The sequence below is a fragment of the Streptomyces sp. Ncost-T10-10d genome (genome assembly GCF_900091955.1).
Lineage (GTDB): Bacteria > Actinomycetota > Actinomycetes > Streptomycetales > Streptomycetaceae > Streptomyces.
This window is the reverse complement of sequence record NZ_FMDF01000007.1, coordinates 1-15271: the sequence shown is the minus strand read 5'-3', so window position 1 is coordinate 15271 and position 15271 is coordinate 1. Positions and strand designations below refer to the sequence as shown.

At 68.3% G+C, this 15271-nt stretch carries 19 protein-coding genes and 1 pseudogene; 10 read left to right on the top strand and 10 right to left on the bottom strand.

The genetic code is table 11. From position 1 onward, the window contains the following. The first annotated feature begins 290 nt into the window (after positions 1–290). Positions 291–656 carry a hypothetical protein gene (locus GA0115254_RS00730; RefSeq protein ID WP_141720735.1) on the top strand — a complete coding sequence of 122 codons (366 nt, stop codon included), beginning with the start codon at positions 291–293 and terminating at the stop codon, positions 654–656. 171 nt (positions 657–827) lie between these two features. Here the strand turns inward: GA0115254_RS00730 and GA0115254_RS00725 are convergent. From GA0115254_RS00725 to GA0115254_RS00710, 4 genes and pseudogenes are all read right to left on the bottom strand, one after another. Then, a pseudogene (locus GA0115254_RS00725) lies at positions 828–1055 on the bottom strand (calcium-binding protein); the annotation flags it as partial. Positions 1056–1439: 384 nt separating this feature from the next. After that, on the bottom strand, positions 1440–1928 hold the full coding sequence (locus GA0115254_RS00720) for a class I SAM-dependent methyltransferase (RefSeq protein WP_256102326.1): 489 nt from the start codon (positions 1926–1928) through the stop codon (positions 1440–1442). Between the two features lie 190 nt (positions 1929–2118). Continuing rightward, positions 2119–2658, bottom strand: coding sequence for a DUF4267 domain-containing protein (locus tag GA0115254_RS00715; protein ID WP_256102325.1), 540 nt, complete (start codon positions 2656–2658; stop codon positions 2119–2121). 58 nt (positions 2659–2716) lie between these two features. Next, a complete protein-coding gene (locus GA0115254_RS00710; RefSeq protein WP_093893311.1) occupies positions 2717–3634 on the bottom strand; it encodes an NADP-dependent oxidoreductase in 918 nt (305 codons plus the stop codon). A 138-nt stretch (positions 3635–3772) separates the two neighbouring features. On the opposite strand from GA0115254_RS00710, the gene GA0115254_RS00705 reads away from it, so the two are divergent. Then, positions 3773–4225 carry a winged helix-turn-helix transcriptional regulator gene (locus tag GA0115254_RS00705; protein ID WP_093893294.1) on the top strand — a complete coding sequence of 151 codons (453 nt, stop codon included), beginning with the start codon at positions 3773–3775 and terminating at the stop codon, positions 4223–4225. Here GA0115254_RS00705 and GA0115254_RS00700 read toward each other — a convergent pair. Then, a complete protein-coding gene (locus tag GA0115254_RS00700; RefSeq protein WP_218105492.1) occupies positions 4192–4854 on the bottom strand; it encodes a transposase in 663 nt (220 codons plus the stop codon). The genes GA0115254_RS00705 and GA0115254_RS00700 overlap by 34 nt on opposite strands. Positions 4855–5323: 469 nt before the next feature. On the opposite strand from GA0115254_RS00700, the gene GA0115254_RS00695 reads away from it, so the two are divergent. From GA0115254_RS00695 to GA0115254_RS47325, 3 genes are all read left to right on the top strand, one after another. After that, on the top strand, positions 5324–5524 hold the full coding sequence (locus GA0115254_RS00695; protein WP_093893293.1) for a hypothetical protein: 201 nt from the start codon (positions 5324–5326) through the stop codon (positions 5522–5524). Positions 5525–5756: 232 nt separating this feature from the next. Beyond that, complete coding sequence (locus GA0115254_RS47330; RefSeq protein ID WP_370740801.1) at positions 5757–6386, top strand: phosphotransferase; 630 nt, start codon at positions 5757–5759, stop codon at positions 6384–6386. After that, positions 6346–6678, top strand: coding sequence for a phosphotransferase (locus GA0115254_RS47325; protein WP_370740800.1), 333 nt, complete (start codon positions 6346–6348; stop codon positions 6676–6678). The genes GA0115254_RS47330 and GA0115254_RS47325 overlap by 41 nt, the downstream gene beginning before the upstream one ends. A 475-nt stretch (positions 6679–7153) precedes the next feature. On the opposite strand, the gene GA0115254_RS00685 is transcribed toward GA0115254_RS47325, so the two are convergent. Then, positions 7154–7585 carry a MarR family winged helix-turn-helix transcriptional regulator gene (locus GA0115254_RS00685; RefSeq protein WP_093893292.1) on the bottom strand — a complete coding sequence of 144 codons (432 nt, stop codon included), beginning with the start codon at positions 7583–7585 and terminating at the stop codon, positions 7154–7156. A gap of 189 nt (positions 7586–7774) precedes the next feature. Between GA0115254_RS00685 and GA0115254_RS00680 the strand changes: the two genes are divergently transcribed. Further along, positions 7775–8803: an alpha/beta hydrolase gene (locus tag GA0115254_RS00680; protein WP_093893291.1), complete on the top strand. Its 1029-nt coding sequence runs from the start codon at positions 7775–7777 to the stop codon at positions 8801–8803. Positions 8804–8974: 171 nt separating this feature from the next. Beyond that, on the top strand, positions 8975–9388 hold the full coding sequence (locus GA0115254_RS47320; protein WP_370740799.1) for a Ku protein: 414 nt from the start codon (positions 8975–8977) through the stop codon (positions 9386–9388). Positions 9389–9734: 346 nt separating this feature from the next. On the opposite strand, the gene GA0115254_RS00670 is transcribed toward GA0115254_RS47320, so the two are convergent. Further along, positions 9735–9920 (bottom strand): hypothetical protein, encoded by a 186-nt coding sequence (locus tag GA0115254_RS00670; RefSeq protein ID WP_093893290.1) that lies wholly within the window; start codon positions 9918–9920, stop codon positions 9735–9737. Then, positions 9917–10210: a hypothetical protein gene (locus GA0115254_RS00665; protein ID WP_093893289.1), complete on the bottom strand. Its 294-nt coding sequence runs from the start codon at positions 10208–10210 to the stop codon at positions 9917–9919. The genes GA0115254_RS00670 and GA0115254_RS00665 overlap by 4 nt, the downstream gene beginning before the upstream one ends. A gap of 145 nt (positions 10211–10355) precedes the next feature. On the opposite strand from GA0115254_RS00665, the gene GA0115254_RS00660 reads away from it, so the two are divergent. Next, on the top strand, positions 10356–10844 hold the full coding sequence (locus tag GA0115254_RS00660) for a hypothetical protein (RefSeq protein ID WP_141720734.1): 489 nt from the start codon (positions 10356–10358) through the stop codon (positions 10842–10844). A 492-nt stretch (positions 10845–11336) separates the two neighbouring features. Here the strand turns inward: GA0115254_RS00660 and GA0115254_RS00655 are convergent, their stop codons facing one another. Beyond that, a complete protein-coding gene (locus GA0115254_RS00655) occupies positions 11337–12362 on the bottom strand; it encodes a helix-turn-helix transcriptional regulator (RefSeq protein WP_093893287.1) in 1026 nt (341 codons plus the stop codon). A 62-nt stretch (positions 12363–12424) separates the two neighbouring features. On the opposite strand from GA0115254_RS00655, the gene GA0115254_RS00650 reads away from it, so the two are divergent. After that, positions 12425–13012, top strand: a complete 588-nt coding sequence (locus GA0115254_RS00650) for a DinB family protein (protein WP_093893286.1) — start codon at positions 12425–12427, stop codon at positions 13010–13012. Next, positions 13009–13470 carry a VOC family protein gene (locus GA0115254_RS00645; protein WP_093893285.1) on the top strand — a complete coding sequence of 154 codons (462 nt, stop codon included), beginning with the start codon at positions 13009–13011 and terminating at the stop codon, positions 13468–13470. The genes GA0115254_RS00650 and GA0115254_RS00645 overlap by 4 nt, the downstream gene beginning before the upstream one ends. A gap of 239 nt (positions 13471–13709) precedes the next feature. Here the strand turns inward: GA0115254_RS00645 and GA0115254_RS44080 are convergent, their stop codons facing one another. Further along, a complete protein-coding gene (locus tag GA0115254_RS44080; protein WP_176739915.1) occupies positions 13710–14675 on the bottom strand; it encodes a DUF2599 domain-containing protein in 966 nt (321 codons plus the stop codon). Between the last annotated feature and the right edge of the window lie 596 nt (positions 14676–15271).

The window sequence follows — 15271 nt, the reverse complement described above, 5'->3', positions numbered from 1 at the left end:
CTGGACGGAGCTTGAAGTGCTGCGCAATGGCTGACCATCTCCCGGAGATTGTTCGGATCCAGCCCCTGGCTCTGCCCGATGCTGTCCAGCCGCCGTAGCTTCACCACCGCCGGTTCAGCGGCGGCGGCCGAAGGGCCACCAGCACCGACGTGTCCGGCGGAGGGGCGGGACGGCCGGACGTGGTGGTGCAGGCGGCAGAGGCGGGTGTGCCGGTGGCTTCGGCTCAGCGGGTGGCGTCGTACCCGGTAGGGCCGGACCGGGCGGGGACGTCGGCGTCGGAGGGCCGGGGGATGGCTCGATCGACGGTGCCGCTGGCGCCGAGGGCGGGACCGCCGGCGGGGCAGTCTCTGGCGGGACGGCCGGACGTGGGCGGCCCGCTGGGGCGCGGCCTGGGGAAAGACGGGCCGCCCGCTCCGATCCGGGTTTTCTGGATCCCCTCGGGCAACGAGTGGATCACTAGCGCCGGTCTCGCGGCGAGCAAGCCCCCGGCCGAGCCGAAGATCAGCGCCGCCGAGGCGATCCGCACCGGCCAGGTCCGCATGGGCAGCCCGACCTGCCCGAAGGCCACCAGGGCGCAGCTCAACCGCAAGCCCGGGGCCAGCGCGGCGGGGATTCCCCTCATGGGCCACAAGAACATCCAAGTGAGCGAGCAGTAGAGCCCGAACTCTAAACGCCGCCTTCCCCTCTTGAGGTCGGGGGAGGCTGCGCATGCGTCTTCCCGCGCGGTTCGAGATCCCCCACGCGTCATGGCGGGCCGGCTACGCGAAGGCGTCGAAGGACGTGGCAGGCCTGTCCGGGTGCGGAGACTGGGTTGCCGCCCGCCGGCCGGGAAAGGTCCTTCCGACCTCGATGCCCGAGTCGTCCGTGGCGGTCACCGTGATGGTGAACGTCTTCACGTCCGTGGTCCCCAGGACGATGTCCTTCCCTCCGTTGACGACCACCTTCGTGATCCTGATGTCGCCCGAGAAGTCATCCGCCTGGGCGGCCGCCGGAATCGTGAGCGCGGACAGGGCGAGGGCCCCGGCGAAGTCTGCCACGGTGGTGCGGTGATGCATGAAGGTGGTTCCGCCACGTTCCAGCGCCTCAGGAACGTCCCGAGGCGGAGCTGACAATGCCCACCCAGTACGCGGGTGGCACGGACATGACCATCAGGTCGCAGGAATGGTTGCCCATCGATCACACGGCTGCCAGGACGAGCCCGGGGCTCACGCCATCTTCCGGCCTCGGTTTACTGGTGGGCTCGCGAATTCAAGTGTCGCCAGTTCTGGCGCTTGGGAGACGGGGCAGTGACTGTGCGCGTTCGCCGGGAGGCAGGGATTGCGTGCTGTCAGGGCCGCAGAAGCCTGACAGCAAGGAAGCACGGAGCCTCGTGGAGCTTGTTGTAGGCCGTTTCGTCGAGTTCTCGCAGGCCGGGCGTCGGGCGAGGCTCGATGAGTCTTTCAAGCATGAATCCGGCGACCAGCAGCTCGTTCAGGAACGTTTCCAGCGGCATGCGCTGGTAGTGGACTGCCAACGGCCCCCCCGGCGAGCGGGAGGTCAACCCAGTCCTCGGCGTAGTACGAGCCACCGAATTTCCGCCAGTCAGCCGTCGGGTGGGTCGTCGAGACCAGCAGCCATCCTCCGGGACGCAGGACACGTCGTAGGTCGCCGAGGAGACGCGGCCGATCGGCGATGTGGTGGAGCATCAATGCGCACACGACTCCGCCGAACGACGCGTCGTCGATGAAGTCCAGCGGCTTCTCCGCGTCGTGCATGCGCAGTTCGGCCCGGTCACCCAATCGCTCCCGCGCGTGACTCAGCAGAGTTGCGCTGCCGTCGATTCCGACAACCTCGGCACCACCCGCCGGGAGTTCGGCCGCGTAGTGCCCGGCCCCGCAGCCGACATCGAGAATCTTCAGCCCGGCAACATCCCCTGCTAGCGCGAGCATCGCTGGCCGGTCGGTGTGTGCGTTGTAGGGGCTGGTGTCGGCGTCCTCTGTGGGCCGGAGGATCTGGTCCTTGAGGCGCTGCCGGAGGTCAGCTTCCTCCGCGGTGAGCGGATCGTCCGGCCGCCGGATGCGGACTCGGCGGAACGCGCCCCACGGAGCTTCGTAGTCAGGATCGGATCTCGATGGCGAGTCAGACCAGGAGGCCGATGCTGGTCGCCAGCATCACCACCGCCGTTGCGCCGTGGATGCCGTAGGCGGCGGCCTTCGGCCCACCGCTGCGCAGCACGACCACCGCATCTCCGGCGGGTATCGCAGCGAGCGCCATCACGTACCAACCCAGCAGCGACGTCGTCGCGACGAGCATCAGAACGAAGACGAAGGCCCCGCACGCGATCTCGCGCAAACCCTTCACGCGCAGCCAGGGCCGGAAGGCGGGGTCGTCGGTCGGTGTACCGGGAATGCCGAAACCGACGGCGGCCTGCGGCGTCGTGAAGGCGCGCCCGCCCATGAAGACGAGGGCCCCGCCGAGCAGGCCGGCGAGAACAGTGGCACTGGTGGTGAGCATCAGCTGTCCTGTCCATTGAGGGAATCTTTTTTTGACGAAGTGGTTGTCGTGGATCTCGTGCAGGTGCTCGGCGTCCCGCTCGTCCGCGGCGGAGATCCGGGCGAAAGACTCCTCTCGAGGGCCGGCGAGCACATCGATCGTCGATCCGCCGGACCCGAAGGACATCGATCGGGTTCCGGGGCCCCCGCGGTCACGGCCCGAGTCGCGAATCGACGCCGCGCTGTTACGGGACGAGAACGATCCGGCCGCGGACGCCGCCCTTGGCCATCGCCTGGTAGGCACCGGCTGCTTCGTCGAGCGGCGCGACGGCGTGGACGCGAGCCGGTAGTTCCCCCGTCGTCACCCGTGCGAGCAATCGGGCAAGAAGCGCACCGTCGGGACGGGCGAACACGACCTCGACGGCGATGCCGCGCTCCTCGGGAAGCCGCGAGGCCGGCTGCATGCCGACGAAACGGCCACCGTCGCGCACCGCCCGTAGGGCGTGCTCCTGCAGGGCTCCGGCGTCGGCAACGGCATCCCAGCCCTGCCCGAGATCGGTGGCGAAGTCGACGCCGAGGCCCCGGACGAACGGTTCGTCGGCCGCTCGGGCCATCCCGGTCACCTGCCAGCCGCGGTCCTGGGCGAGTACGGCGACGTGCGCGCCCACCGCACCGGCCGCTCCGGTCACCAGCAAGCGCCGAGCCTTGCTCGACGCCTCACCAAGGAGGTCGACGAGCTGGGCTGCGGCGGTGGCGTTGAGCGGCACCGTCGCAGCCTCGACCAGGTCCATGCCGTCCGGAACGACGGCGACATTCGCGGCGGGGACGAGGAGGTGCTCGGCATGGGATCCGTGGTCGCGGTCGAAACCGTCGATGAACCCGGCAACACGGGTGCCGACCTGCAACTCGACGCCGGGTCCGGCCGCATCGACAGTGCCGGCGAAGTCCCGGCCGAGACCGGTGCAGTCAGGCTGGTGGACCAATCCGAGCTGGTGAAAGACGCCCGCGGTCACCCCCAGGTCGACCGGGTTGATCGCTGCGGCGGCGATCTTGACGCGGATCTCCGCCGGTCCCGGCTCAGCCACCGGGACGTCGACGGTCTCGATCGACTGGGGCCCGAACGGCACGCGGACCACGGCCCGCCGAGACGTCATCTGATTCATCGCCATCTGCTCCTTCGTGGAGGCCTTGTGAGGTGGTCTTGCCATCGTTGTGGTGCAGCACCACGATGGAGGCACCTGCTTCCCAAAGGAAAGTAGGCACCTTGAGGTGCGTAAGTCACCGAGCGGAAAAGATGAGTTATGCCGACCAGTACCGCGTCCCAGCGGCGGGCCGTAGCCAAAGCGGAGTACGACGCATTCCTCGTGGCATGTCCCAGCCGCCAACTCCTGGAACGTATCTCCGACAAGTGGGTCGCCCTTGTGCTCGCAGCTCTGGGCGGGGACGGCCCGCGTCCTGGGGCTGCCTCCGGCGACGAACCGCGGCCCATGCGCTTCTCCGAGCTGTCACGCCGGATCTCGGGCGTGAGCCAGAAAATGCTGACGCAGACGTTGCGCTCGCTCGAGCGCGACGGGATGGTGACCAGGACCGTGACCCCCACGGTGCCCGTCACCGTCACGTACGAGCTGACCGGTCTCGGTCGCTCGCTCCAGGGGGTCATGCGGGGAATCAAGGAATGGGCGGAGGGCCACATGGAGGAGGTCCTCACCCATCGCGACGACTACGACCACAGGCAATCAGACGCCGCCGACTGATTCGAAGAGAAGCCGACCATCATATCTTGACGATGACAGCAAGTGGTAAATCTTCTGACGCGGGTGCGGGCGAGGGGTCTGCCGGTGAGCCAGGCGTCGAGGCGGGCGAGGTTGATGGCGGCGCCGGTGAGGTGGTGCTGGAGCCGGGTTTTCGCGAGGCCGCGGTAGCGGGATCTGCGCATGCCGAAGGCCTGGACGCCTTGGGAGATGGTGCCCTCGACACCGGCGCGGTGTCCGTAACGGCGGCGCCAGTGGTCGGTGTCCTGCTCGATGCGGGCTTGCTGGAGGATGTCGTGTTCGGTGCGGGGCCGCAGGGTGAGGTTGCGTCCGGTCTTGGCGCTGGCGCACGAGGCCCGCAGTTCGCACGGTCCGCAGTCGCGGACGGCAAAGCGGATCCGGGTTACCGGGGTGCCGCGATGACTTTGGGCAGCACGCCATTCGACGCTGGTCCTGCCGCCGGGGCAGGTGGCGGTGTGCTCGTCCCAGTCGATGGTGAAGCGGGTGTTGTCGAAGAAGTTGCCGCTCACCTGTTCCCGGTTGGTGATCTTCCCGACCGGTCCGACGAGGTCGATGCCGTGGTCGCGGCGGGCGTGGTGGATCTGCTCGGCATCGACGTATCCGGCGTCCACCAGGTGTGGCAGGGGCCCGTGCTGCCCGAAGCCATGAACTGTTCGATTTCTGCAGTGCTTCGGGTGGTGCCCAATCTCGTGTCCAGATGCTGTTGGTTCTCGGGTTCTGGCTCAGGTTGTGTGGAGCGAGCACGCTCCGTGGTCGCCAAGGGTTTCGGAGTCGGCAGCTGCTGGTACCTCGCCGGGAGCTCGCTCATACGCGCGATACTGTGCGCATGATTGCCTGGTCAGCAGGCGTGAGGGTGGGGGAAGCCGCTGTGGTCGGAGGCAATTCAGAAGGCGGCGCGGTGGTGGAAGTGGGCTCTGTCTCGGGCGGCGATCCGGGTGCCGGCCGCGAAGACGGCGACGTCCTTGGCGGAACTGGGCCCGCTCCCAGCCGTCAACGCCGATACGTATAGAACCGTCAGCCCGCCCGGGCCCGGACACCCAACTCGCCCATCCTCGGGAGTAATCCGTACGATCAGCCGCTATGAGCACCGCACGCCGGCCGCTGGGCCGCGGCCCGCAGCCCCAGGACCCCGCCGTTTCCCAGCCGACGGGCCCCGTCCGACGCTTCAGCGCAGCCGAGGCAGACGTCGAGGCGACCCCGCTGTACCGGCCAGGCGGACTGGAGCACCTCGCCCGGCTCCGTGAGAGCGGAGTGCTCGGCTGCCCGGATCAGTCTGTCTGACCTACCCCGCGGGGTTACGCGCGGAGATTTTCGAGCGGCAGCGCGGCGCTCAGTGCCCAACCGGCGTCCGCAGCCGGAGGGCAGCGCCCGCCGTTGCACGGGCCGCCGCTCCTGATCGTCACTTCTGTGTGACATCCCGCAAGTTCCTCCGAGCTCCGCTGAGAGCTTGCCCCTGTGGCCAGGGGGTTCTTCCTCCGTCGGGTGCTCTTCCGTCCGGTGACGGAACTTCTGGATCCTTGAAGCTTTCTCATGTTGTCCGACCGATCCGCGGTCTGAGCGAAGGCGAGGAGGCTCGGGCCGGCGTCACTGGCAGTCGCAAGAGGCCCTCGCGAGCATCAGGCGCCGGTCTCGACAGTTCCCGCAGTGGAGCGGCAAGGAGATCCAACTCCTGAAGTCCTCCGGGACGGTCAACACGATCTTCCGCATCGGCAACGATCTGTCGGCATCTTTCCCCCTGCGCCTCGTCGACGCCGCCGAGAAGCGGGTAGTCCTCCAGCGGGAGGCGCGGAGCTGGCGCAGGTATCTCCGTTCCCCCGCCCCGCAGCCCGTGGCCCTGGGAGAGCCTGGAGCGGGCTATCTCATGCCGTGGTCGGTGCAGACGTGGCTGTCGGGAACCGTCGCGTGGGACGCCGACCCGAGCGGGTCGCACGCCCTTGCCCAGGACCTCGCGGACTTCATCGAAGCCCTCCGGAAAGCCGATATGCGAGGGCGGCGCCTCAATGGCCAGGGGCGTGGCTGGGTTCTCAGCGGCCATGACGCGTTCATGGAGAAGTCCTTGACGGAGAGCGAGGTGTGCCGCAGGTGTGCCGCAGGTGCGCCGGATGTGGGGCCGCTTTCGGGAGCTACCGCGCGAGAGCGATGACGTGATGAGCCACGGCGACCTGATTCCGGGCAATGTGCTTGTCTCCGGCGACCGGCTCAGTGGCGTACTGGACGGCGGCAGCTTCGGCCCGGCCGACCCCGCGCTGGATCTGGTCGCCGCGTGGCGCGCGGTCGGCCGGCGCAGGCGCACGGCCAGCCCCGAGGAGTACGCGGCAGCGAAGGCTGCGGAGGCAGCCTACGAGACGATGCCCCCAAGGCCCGCCGAGGAGATGCCCATCGCCCCCGTGCATGCCGAGCTGCACACCCGTACCCCGGACACCCCAGCCGGCTGAGTTGGGTGAGTGGGTCCAGGGGAGCTGCCATGGCGCCGTACTCGGTTCGAGGAACCGCACGGAGTCCAAATTCGGCCCGGCCGCGCCCCGACCCCTCGTGTGGGGTTTGGCACCCTTCTCCGGCGGTCCGGTCCGCTTCCCGGCTGTAGGGTCTCGCCGCTCGTGGCATGGACCGTGCTCGTTGACCGGCGGCTCTTCCGCTGTCTCAGGTCGATGGCACGGCCGCTGTGTCTCACGAACGTGGCATTTCCTCACGGTCTCGGCAGGCCCGCCGCAATCAGCGGGCCGCTTGCCCCGTCGCACTGCATCTGGCAGAGCGTGAGCTGCTTTCGCGAAAGTGCCCCGGCGGTGGGCAACGGCCGTGGGACTGAGTGGCTATCGGTGAACTGGCTGAGGGCGATCGTGGCGTCCCGCTGATCTCCTTCGGGCTGGAGGAACTCGTCGAAGGGTCCGACTGAGCGGTGGTGCTGGAGTTTCAGTCGACGTGCGGCATGAGGGGCGGGCCGTCCTCCTCGACAGCGAGAGCCACGACCCGCAGGAGGGCGGCCAGGTGCCCCAACTCCTTCTCGGCCAGGGGCGCGAGCAGTGTGGCCTCGGCCTCCCGCTGGTCGTCGATCACCGCCGCCCACGTTGCGGCCCCCTGGGGAGTCAGGCCGACGAGAAGGCTGCGGCGATCCTCAGGCGCGTGCTCGCGAGTGATCAGCCCCGCCAACTGCAGGCGGTCGAGGCGGTTGGTGAGGGTCGCGGGATGGACGCCGAGTCCCTGAGCGAGACGTGTAGGTGCCATGCGGTAGGGCTCTCCCGCGGAGCGCAGGCGCCATAGGATCTCGTACTCCCACAGCTTCAGGCCGTGCCGTGCCAGGGCGGCCTCCTTCTTTTGCTGCAGGTGCCGCACGAGCTTCTGCATGCGGGTGACGGATCCCTCCAACTCCGGTACCAAGCCAGGGACTTCGCGCCCCCAACGGGCGATGTGCCGGTCGATCGAGTCCCGTGGCTGCGCTGATTCCGCCGCCGAATGCCATGTTGTCACGGCGTCACCCTACCCTCCAGGAATTATGGATTCAGATATTTTGAAATCGTAGTACTGTCTCAAGGCATGTCGACCTTCACGCTCGCCGGACGCATCGACGAACACGTCATCGACAGCGCGCTGCTCCGCGGCAATCCCCTCAACGACCCAACGCAACGACCGCTGTGGGTCTACACCCCGCCCGGCTACGACGATGCGCCCGAACGCCGCTACCCCGTCACGTATCTGCTACTCGGCTACGCGGGGACGCTCCCGGTCTGGCGCAACCGCACAGCCTTTCGGAAGCCAGTCCCCGAGCTCGCCGACGAGATCTTCGCCCGCGAGGAGGCACCCGGGATGCTGCTGGTATTCGTGGATGCCTGGACCACCTACGGCGGCAGCCAGTTCATCGACTCACCCGGCACCGGCTGCTACCACTCCTACCTGTGCGAGGAGGTCGTGCCATACGTCGACGCCCGCTACCGCACGCTTCCCGCGCGCGACCACCGGGCCATCGCGGGCAAGTCCAGCGGCGGACTCGGCGCCGCGGTCACCTCGATGCTCCGCCCGGATCTGTTCGGCGCCTTCGCCACCCACTCCGGCGACTCGCTGTCCGAGGCCCAGTACCACCCGCACTTCCTCACCGCGGCCCGCCAACTGCGGCCCTACGGCGGCGACATCTTCCGCTGGTGGGATGACTTCCGCTCGCGGGTAGCCTTCACCAAGGAGGAGGACCTGAATCTCCTGGAGATCTTCGGCGTCTCCGCCTGCTTCTCCCCAGGCCCCGACGGCACTCCCACCCTTCCCTTCGACCCCCGTACCGGGGCCCTGCGGGAGAACGAGTGGCAGCGCTGGCTGGCCTGGGATCCGGTACGAATGGCCACCACGCACGCCGACGCCCTCCGTTCCCAGCGGGGGATCTGGATCGACGCCGGCATCCGCGACGAGTGGTTCCTCGACCTGGGCGCATTGGCCTTCCGAGACGCGCTTGCCGAAGTCGGAGTGGCCGACGACATCGTGCATTTCGAGCTGTTCGAGGGCGGCCACCACGCCGTCGAGTACCGGATGCCGCCCGCCCTTGCCTGGTTGGCGCACCGCATCGCCGATCGGCCTTGACCTCCCGGGTTGGATCAACGCTGAACTGCGGTTCCCGTGCTCGGTGCCGCGGTCGATGCCAAGATCGTGAGACCGTGCCACGAAATTTGAGACGCTACACCGGCCCACACTGCCAGGGGGGCCTGGAGGTGTGTATGCCGCGGCCCTTGTGGACCCATCAGCTTTGGCCTGGTGCCGATCCCGATCAAGATCAAGATCATCAGTGCGACCGAGAACCGTTCGGTCCGCTTCCATCAGGTGCACCTGGAGGACATGGGCCGGGTTCGCACCCGGAAGGTGTGCGAGATCGAGGACGTGGTCGTGCCGCAGGACGAGATCGGCAAGGGCTTCGAGCTCACCAAGAACGAGGTCGTCCCGATTACTGACGAAGATCTCGACGAGATGCCGCTGCCTACGGCGAACGAACCCCTGGCCGCGCTCGGGACCTTCGCGGCCCTGGAACGCCTCACCGAGCGTGTGGCAGCTGACGCTGCGTTCGGTGTCGACACCGCGGACGGGCCGCGGTGGGACACCGTTGCCCAGGAGCTCGGGACCAGCGAACAGGCCGCCCGCTCCCGCCTGACCCGCTACGCCCTCCACCGGTGACCCTGGAGATCGGGCCGTCCCGATCTCGCTGACGTGCTGCGCGTCCTCCGGCCGCCGGACCAGTGCACTGTGGGCGATGGCGACGCTCGGCCCGCAGGCCGTGGCCGCCTGCCTTCAGGCCCTCGCCGTCGACCACCAGAGCGCGCTGTTGGCTGTCGGTGGCCAGTTGGATCTCCCCGCCCAAAGCCGCCTGACAGGGAATCAAGTGATCGTGGCCAGACTCACTGTCAGTGACGAACAGGGTCCCCTCATCTGGGTGAGCCCCGATGTCCACGGTTCTTGTGGTGGCGTCGTCGGCCAAGAGGCCGTCTTGGGTTTGGGCGCTCTGCCATGCGGCGGACGTTCTTCAGCGGCCGTCGCACGGGTCGTCGTCCGCAGACACCGGCTTGGTGTCTGCCGCCAGGCAGGAGGAGTACACCTGCGGCGGCGTGGGCCGCGGCTTCGGTTCCGACGTGGCGCCCACGGCAATGATTGCCCCGGCACCGACGAAGGCCAGCCCTGTCATCGCGGCGAGCCAGGTACCGCGGCTCACTGATCGCCACGGAAGTGGTTACGGAGATCGTCACGGCAATCGTCCTCGGTGCCGACCTGGACTCGGGAGAAGACCAGCACTCCGTCTCCCTTGCCTTCCTGCTCGGCCTTGGCCAGCTGCGTCTCGATGTCCGCGATGCGCTCGGCGCACTCGGCACTGACGGACTTCTCGGGCTGCGGGTCCGGTGCCGAGGAGGCGTTCAGTTCGGCGGTGGCGGCGAGGCCAGCCGCGCACAGCACCGTCCACGCGGCAACCCGCGAGCGGCGGCTCATCCGTATCGGCTCAGGCATCCAGGCATCCTACGTGCGCCGCGGCGGGCTGTCGCCGAATGGGGACTTCCTCGTCGACGAGACCAACGACGGAACCAGCCGGCGTCGCCGACGGTGTCTGACCGATCGCGCGTCAGCTGAGGAGCCTGACGGGCCGGTAGGCCCAATGATCACCGTGGCCGCAGCCCTGGGCCCGGACGCTATCGTTTTCTGCCGGCCACGGACTGAGCAGTTCGACCGAAGCGCTGGCGACACCAAACTGCGGCAACTGGGGGCAATGAGCATGGGGGACAGCCGGATAACGGAAGTGCGCCGGGAGCATGCGTGGGCCGAGCGGCTGACGGAAGGAGTGACCGTCGCCGTGGCGTTGGGCCTCTCGTTCTACCTGCTGGTCGGCCCGGCACTGGTCTTCGGTACGACTGCCTGGCATCTCGTCACCGACACCGGCACCACCGCGTTCAGCCGGTTCTTGGCGCCGGTGATCTTCCTCGCCCTCGTGGCGCTGCCGCTCATCCTGGCCCGCGTGGTGTTCCGCTCGGGCCGGCGCAAGGGTAAGAAGCGACTGACGGCGGCGGTCCCGGCGGTGCTGACGCTGCTCGGCGGGTCCGTCGTGCCCTTCGCCGCTCTGTGTCTGATCTTCGTGTACGCGGACTGACCTCCGGCTACGGCGGTCCGTCCGACGTTCACAAAGACGGGCGCGTTGTCACCAGGGAGCGCAACGCTCCACCTCGGTGAAGGGGTGACAACTGTCATGCTTCCGGAGGAGTGGTACCAAGTACTTTGCTTCGCCCGTGACAACTGCGGTGCCTCATTCCTGGAAGATCGCGGGTCGGCGCAACCGGCGGTGACAGCTACACGTGCCTCGGCACACCGTCCTGGCATCCGGCTCGGGTATCCACCCCATACGACAACGCACCGTCCCTGGCATTGCAGCTGCCGGGGACGGTGCGTTTCGCATCGTATCTGCGGTCTGTACGGCCTGGCCGGCTTCGTAAACCAGCCGGATGTCAGCACATGGTGAGCTGTTCATGCTCAGGCAGGTCGAAGTGTGTGATCCGGCCCTCGTGCCCTGCTTCTTGTAGTTCTCGGGCTTCCTGGGCGCTGCGGACCAGGGCGTGCTGGAGTGCCACCCGGGGTGAGGCGGCGCTCAGTCGGCACCGGCGTGGTCGCGGCTCATGCCTCTCTCCATGTCTGGTGCTGGTGAGATCGTTGCACCGGCCGACAGTAGTCTCTCCGCCAGCGCGCGACAGCGCCTCCCGAGCTCCGGAGGGTCGAGTACCTCGAAGTCGTGCCCCAGCAGAAGTACATGCATGAGCACGGCGTCAAGGCTGGCGGCGCCACTGAGCACCTCGCAGAGCTCGTTCCCTCGCCGTCGTACGACGGCCGCCGACGCCGGAATCTGCGCGCGCACCGTGTCAGCCGACGCGTGCACGAGGAAGCGCGCCTGGTGCGGGTAGACCCGGCTCGCGACACCCTCTTGCACGTATGTGGCCGCGTCGGGCGTGGTGCGCGGGCGGAAGCGCCAGGTCCGTGCGGACGCGTCGGTCATCCGGTCGACGCGGAAGCTGCGCCAGTCGTCGCGATCGAGGTCGTAGGAGAGGAGGTACCAGCGCCGGTCGGAAGCGACCAGGCGGTAGGGCTCGACCCGCCGCCGTCGCACCTCGCTCCCGGACGGGTAGTCGAAGCCTGCCTCGACCTCGTCGCGGCAGGCTCTGGCCAGCGTCATGAGCACCTCGGGGTCGACCGGCGTGCGGCCTCCGCCAAAGGACTCCACCGAGCCGGAGAGCGCGCGCACCTCGTGCCGAAGCCGGGTGGGCAGCACCTGGTCGAGCTTGGTCAGCGCCCGGAGCGCGGCGTCGCCGGCGCCGGCAACCGCGTCACCCGAGCCGGCGAGCAGTGAGACCGCGGTGGCGATCGCCTCCTGGTCGTCGAGAAGCAGCGGCGGCAGGTCCTGCCCCGGGCCGAGTCGGTAGCCGCCGCCGACACCCTGGCTGGCATGCACCGGGTAGCCGAGCGTGCGCAGCCGCTCGACATCACGCCGTACCGTGCGCGGCGTGACCCCGAGCCGGCCGGCGAGCTCGGGGCCGGTCCAGATCTGGCGTTGCTGCAGCAGCCCGAGCAGGGTGAGCACCCGCTCCGTCGTGCCCCGCTCATTACCGCTTGCCACGTCCATGTCGCCCACCCTCTCAGCAATAGCGGACCGATCCTGTCCGCCAGAGGTGTCACGGTGGCTCCATGGATGCAGACAAACTCGACTGGAACTGGACTCTGCGCGAGCAGTGGGAGGTCCACTGGAAACATCAGCTCCGAGCCCGGCTCGAGGGCCTCACCGACGACGAGTACTTCTGGTCGCCGGTGCCGGACGCCTGGAGCGTGCGGCCGCGCGGCAGCTCGACGGCGCCCGTGCAGGTCGGTGCCGGGGACTTCACGATCGACTTCGCTGTCCCGCAGCCGGTCCCGGCGGCCTTCACCACGATTGCATGGCGCCTCGGTCACGTCATCGTCGGCGTGCTGGCTGCGCGCAACGCGGCGCACTTCGGCGCGCCGGCGGCGTCATACGAGAGCTGGGAGTACGCCGGCAGCGCGGCCACCGCGCTCGACCAGCTGGAGGCCCAGCTCGACGTCTGGCTGGCCGGGGTACGCAGCCTCGGCGACGCCGGGCTCCGGGTCCCGATCGGCGAGAAGGAGCCCTTCCCCGACGCGCCCATGGCCGATCTGGTGCTGCACATCCACCGCGAGCTGATCCACCACCTGTCCGAGGTCTGTCTGCTGCGCGACCTCTACCGGCACACGCATCCCGCTACGAACGGAGCAACCCGATGAGCCGCCATATCCAGGTCACCTTCGACGCCCATGACCCGCGCGCGCTGTCGTCCTTCTGGCGCGACGCACTGGGCTACGTCCACCCCGGCCCGCCCGGGGTGGACCTGCCCGAGGGCGCCGACCCGCTGGCAGCGTGGGACGACTTCCTCGCGCGGGTCGGCGTACCTGAGGAGCAGCGAAACTCGAAATCGGCCATCGAGGACCCGGACGGGCACGGCCCACGAGTGTTCTTCCAGCAAGTGCCGGAGGACAAGGTCGCCAAGAATCGCGTCCACCTCGACGTCCGTGCGGCTCCCGGACTGCAGGGAGAGGAGCGGATGGCGGCACTGGAGGCCGAGTGCGACCGGCTCGTCGCGCGGGGAGCGACGCGGGTACGTCGTTATGAGCCCGCTCCCCCGATGAGCGCAGGCTTCATTGTGATGGCCGACCCGGAGGGCAACGAGTTCTGCCTGGACTGACGCAGCTCAGCTGTAGTCGCGAAAGTCATGGCCGGCCGGGCTGCGCGAGGCGATGGACGACGTCCGGCGCCCCCGGCTCGGGGCTGACGCACGAGCCCCGTCGTAGCGAGCGTGGGTCCGCTCGCACCGCGTTCCCTCTTCGCAGCGCTCCGCCCCGCTGGATGATCTCCAGCGGGGCGGAACTACCCAACAACGTCGGTCACCAGGGCAGGGGCCTTCGTGTGCTGGGTCGGTGACGTTCAGTCCCAGTTGCACTGATGTCGCAGAAAGTAGACCTCGCTCGTGGCATTGCCCATGCCGACGGAGCTGTGCCAGGACTCCAGGTCCCAGGTCGGCCCTGTGCTCCATCCGCTGTCGTCGGTTGGATCTGGGAAGACGAACTTCGAGTGACAGGCGAACTGCTCATACATGGAGCTGTGTTCGGTGTCGTCTACTTCGTTCGGGTACGGAACTACCTGCCACAGTTGGTTCCAGGACACCGTGAAATCCGTACGGGCGACAGTGAACCCCTTGTCCGTGGGAAAGGGACGGACCACGACGTTGCTGGTCCCGTAGGGGATCTCAACCCGGACCTGCTTGAACAAGTCGGTCCCATTGGTGCCGAAGTAGCCCACGCATTCGCCGTGGCATCCTTCGACACCATTTCCAGCGCTCCAATAAAGGGTACGGCCGTTGGAGAACTTCTGGTCGATCGACGTGTACTCGTCGTCCTGGAACTCGTCGGACGTCGGGTAGCCGAACGGGCCGCCTTCGTACCCGTACTCTCCCCACAGCTGGCCGATCTTCCCCCAGACAGGGTGCGCCCCGTTCGACAGCGTCGGATGCCAGTAGACAGTGCCGCCCTGGAACTGCTGCCGCTTGCCGACGCCGTCGGGGTTCGTGCGTTCGTCGTCGACCGGGTAGCCGAGCTTCCCGCCCTCATAGCCGAGCGCGCCCCACTTGGCGCCGATCGTGCCCCATACGGGGTGCGCGTTGCCGGCGGCGGACCAGTAGATGGTGCCGCCCGCGAACTCCTGTCGCTTGCCGACGCCGTCGGGGTTGTCCAGCTCAATGCTGACCGGACAGCCGAGCGGCCCTTTCTCGCCGTCCAACTCGTTGTACTTGACGAGGATCGCTCCGCCGACCTGCTTGCCGCAGACGTCGTCCGCAGTCGCCGGAGACGCCTGAACAATCAGGGCGGCAAGAGAAGCCAGAGCGACAACCACGCCCTTGAACAGGGTGGCCTTTGGCCGTAACGGTCGAGTCGACACTTCCACGTGCGGTTTCCTCTCGGTAGTCGGTCATTGGTGGCCGGGCCGTACAACCGGTGCGGCCCGGGAACAACAACGCCTGCTCGGCCTACAGGGTGCGGGTGCGCTGCGCAATCCACTCGGCGCGAGGTAGCCGTTCGTCCGGGTCGTTGGTGGTGTGTGAGCGATCTGGTGGGGGACGCGCGGCACCTGTCGCCGTCGGCGCAGGAGGCCCTGCGGCTGCGGGCCCGCGGGCGAACGTCATCGCGGTCGAGCCCGGCCCCGGGATGGCCTCTCAGTTCCGTTTCAGCGTGCCCGAAGTCCCCCTTGTGGTCCGCACCGGCTTCCGCCTGATCCTGACCGCCCGCGGCATCGACGTGGTGGGCGAAGCCGGCGCGCGCTCCCGACCTCTGACACGCGATCCTGATCGTTTGCCAAGTGACCTTGACGGCCAACGAAGCGTGCCTGCCGCATGTAGGCGATTCAGTGCATGGATCCATCCGTGCTTCTGTGCGCCCCGCCGTGTGGCCTCACTGCGCGCCCGCCCTGGGGAAGTGGTGGAGGCAGCGGGA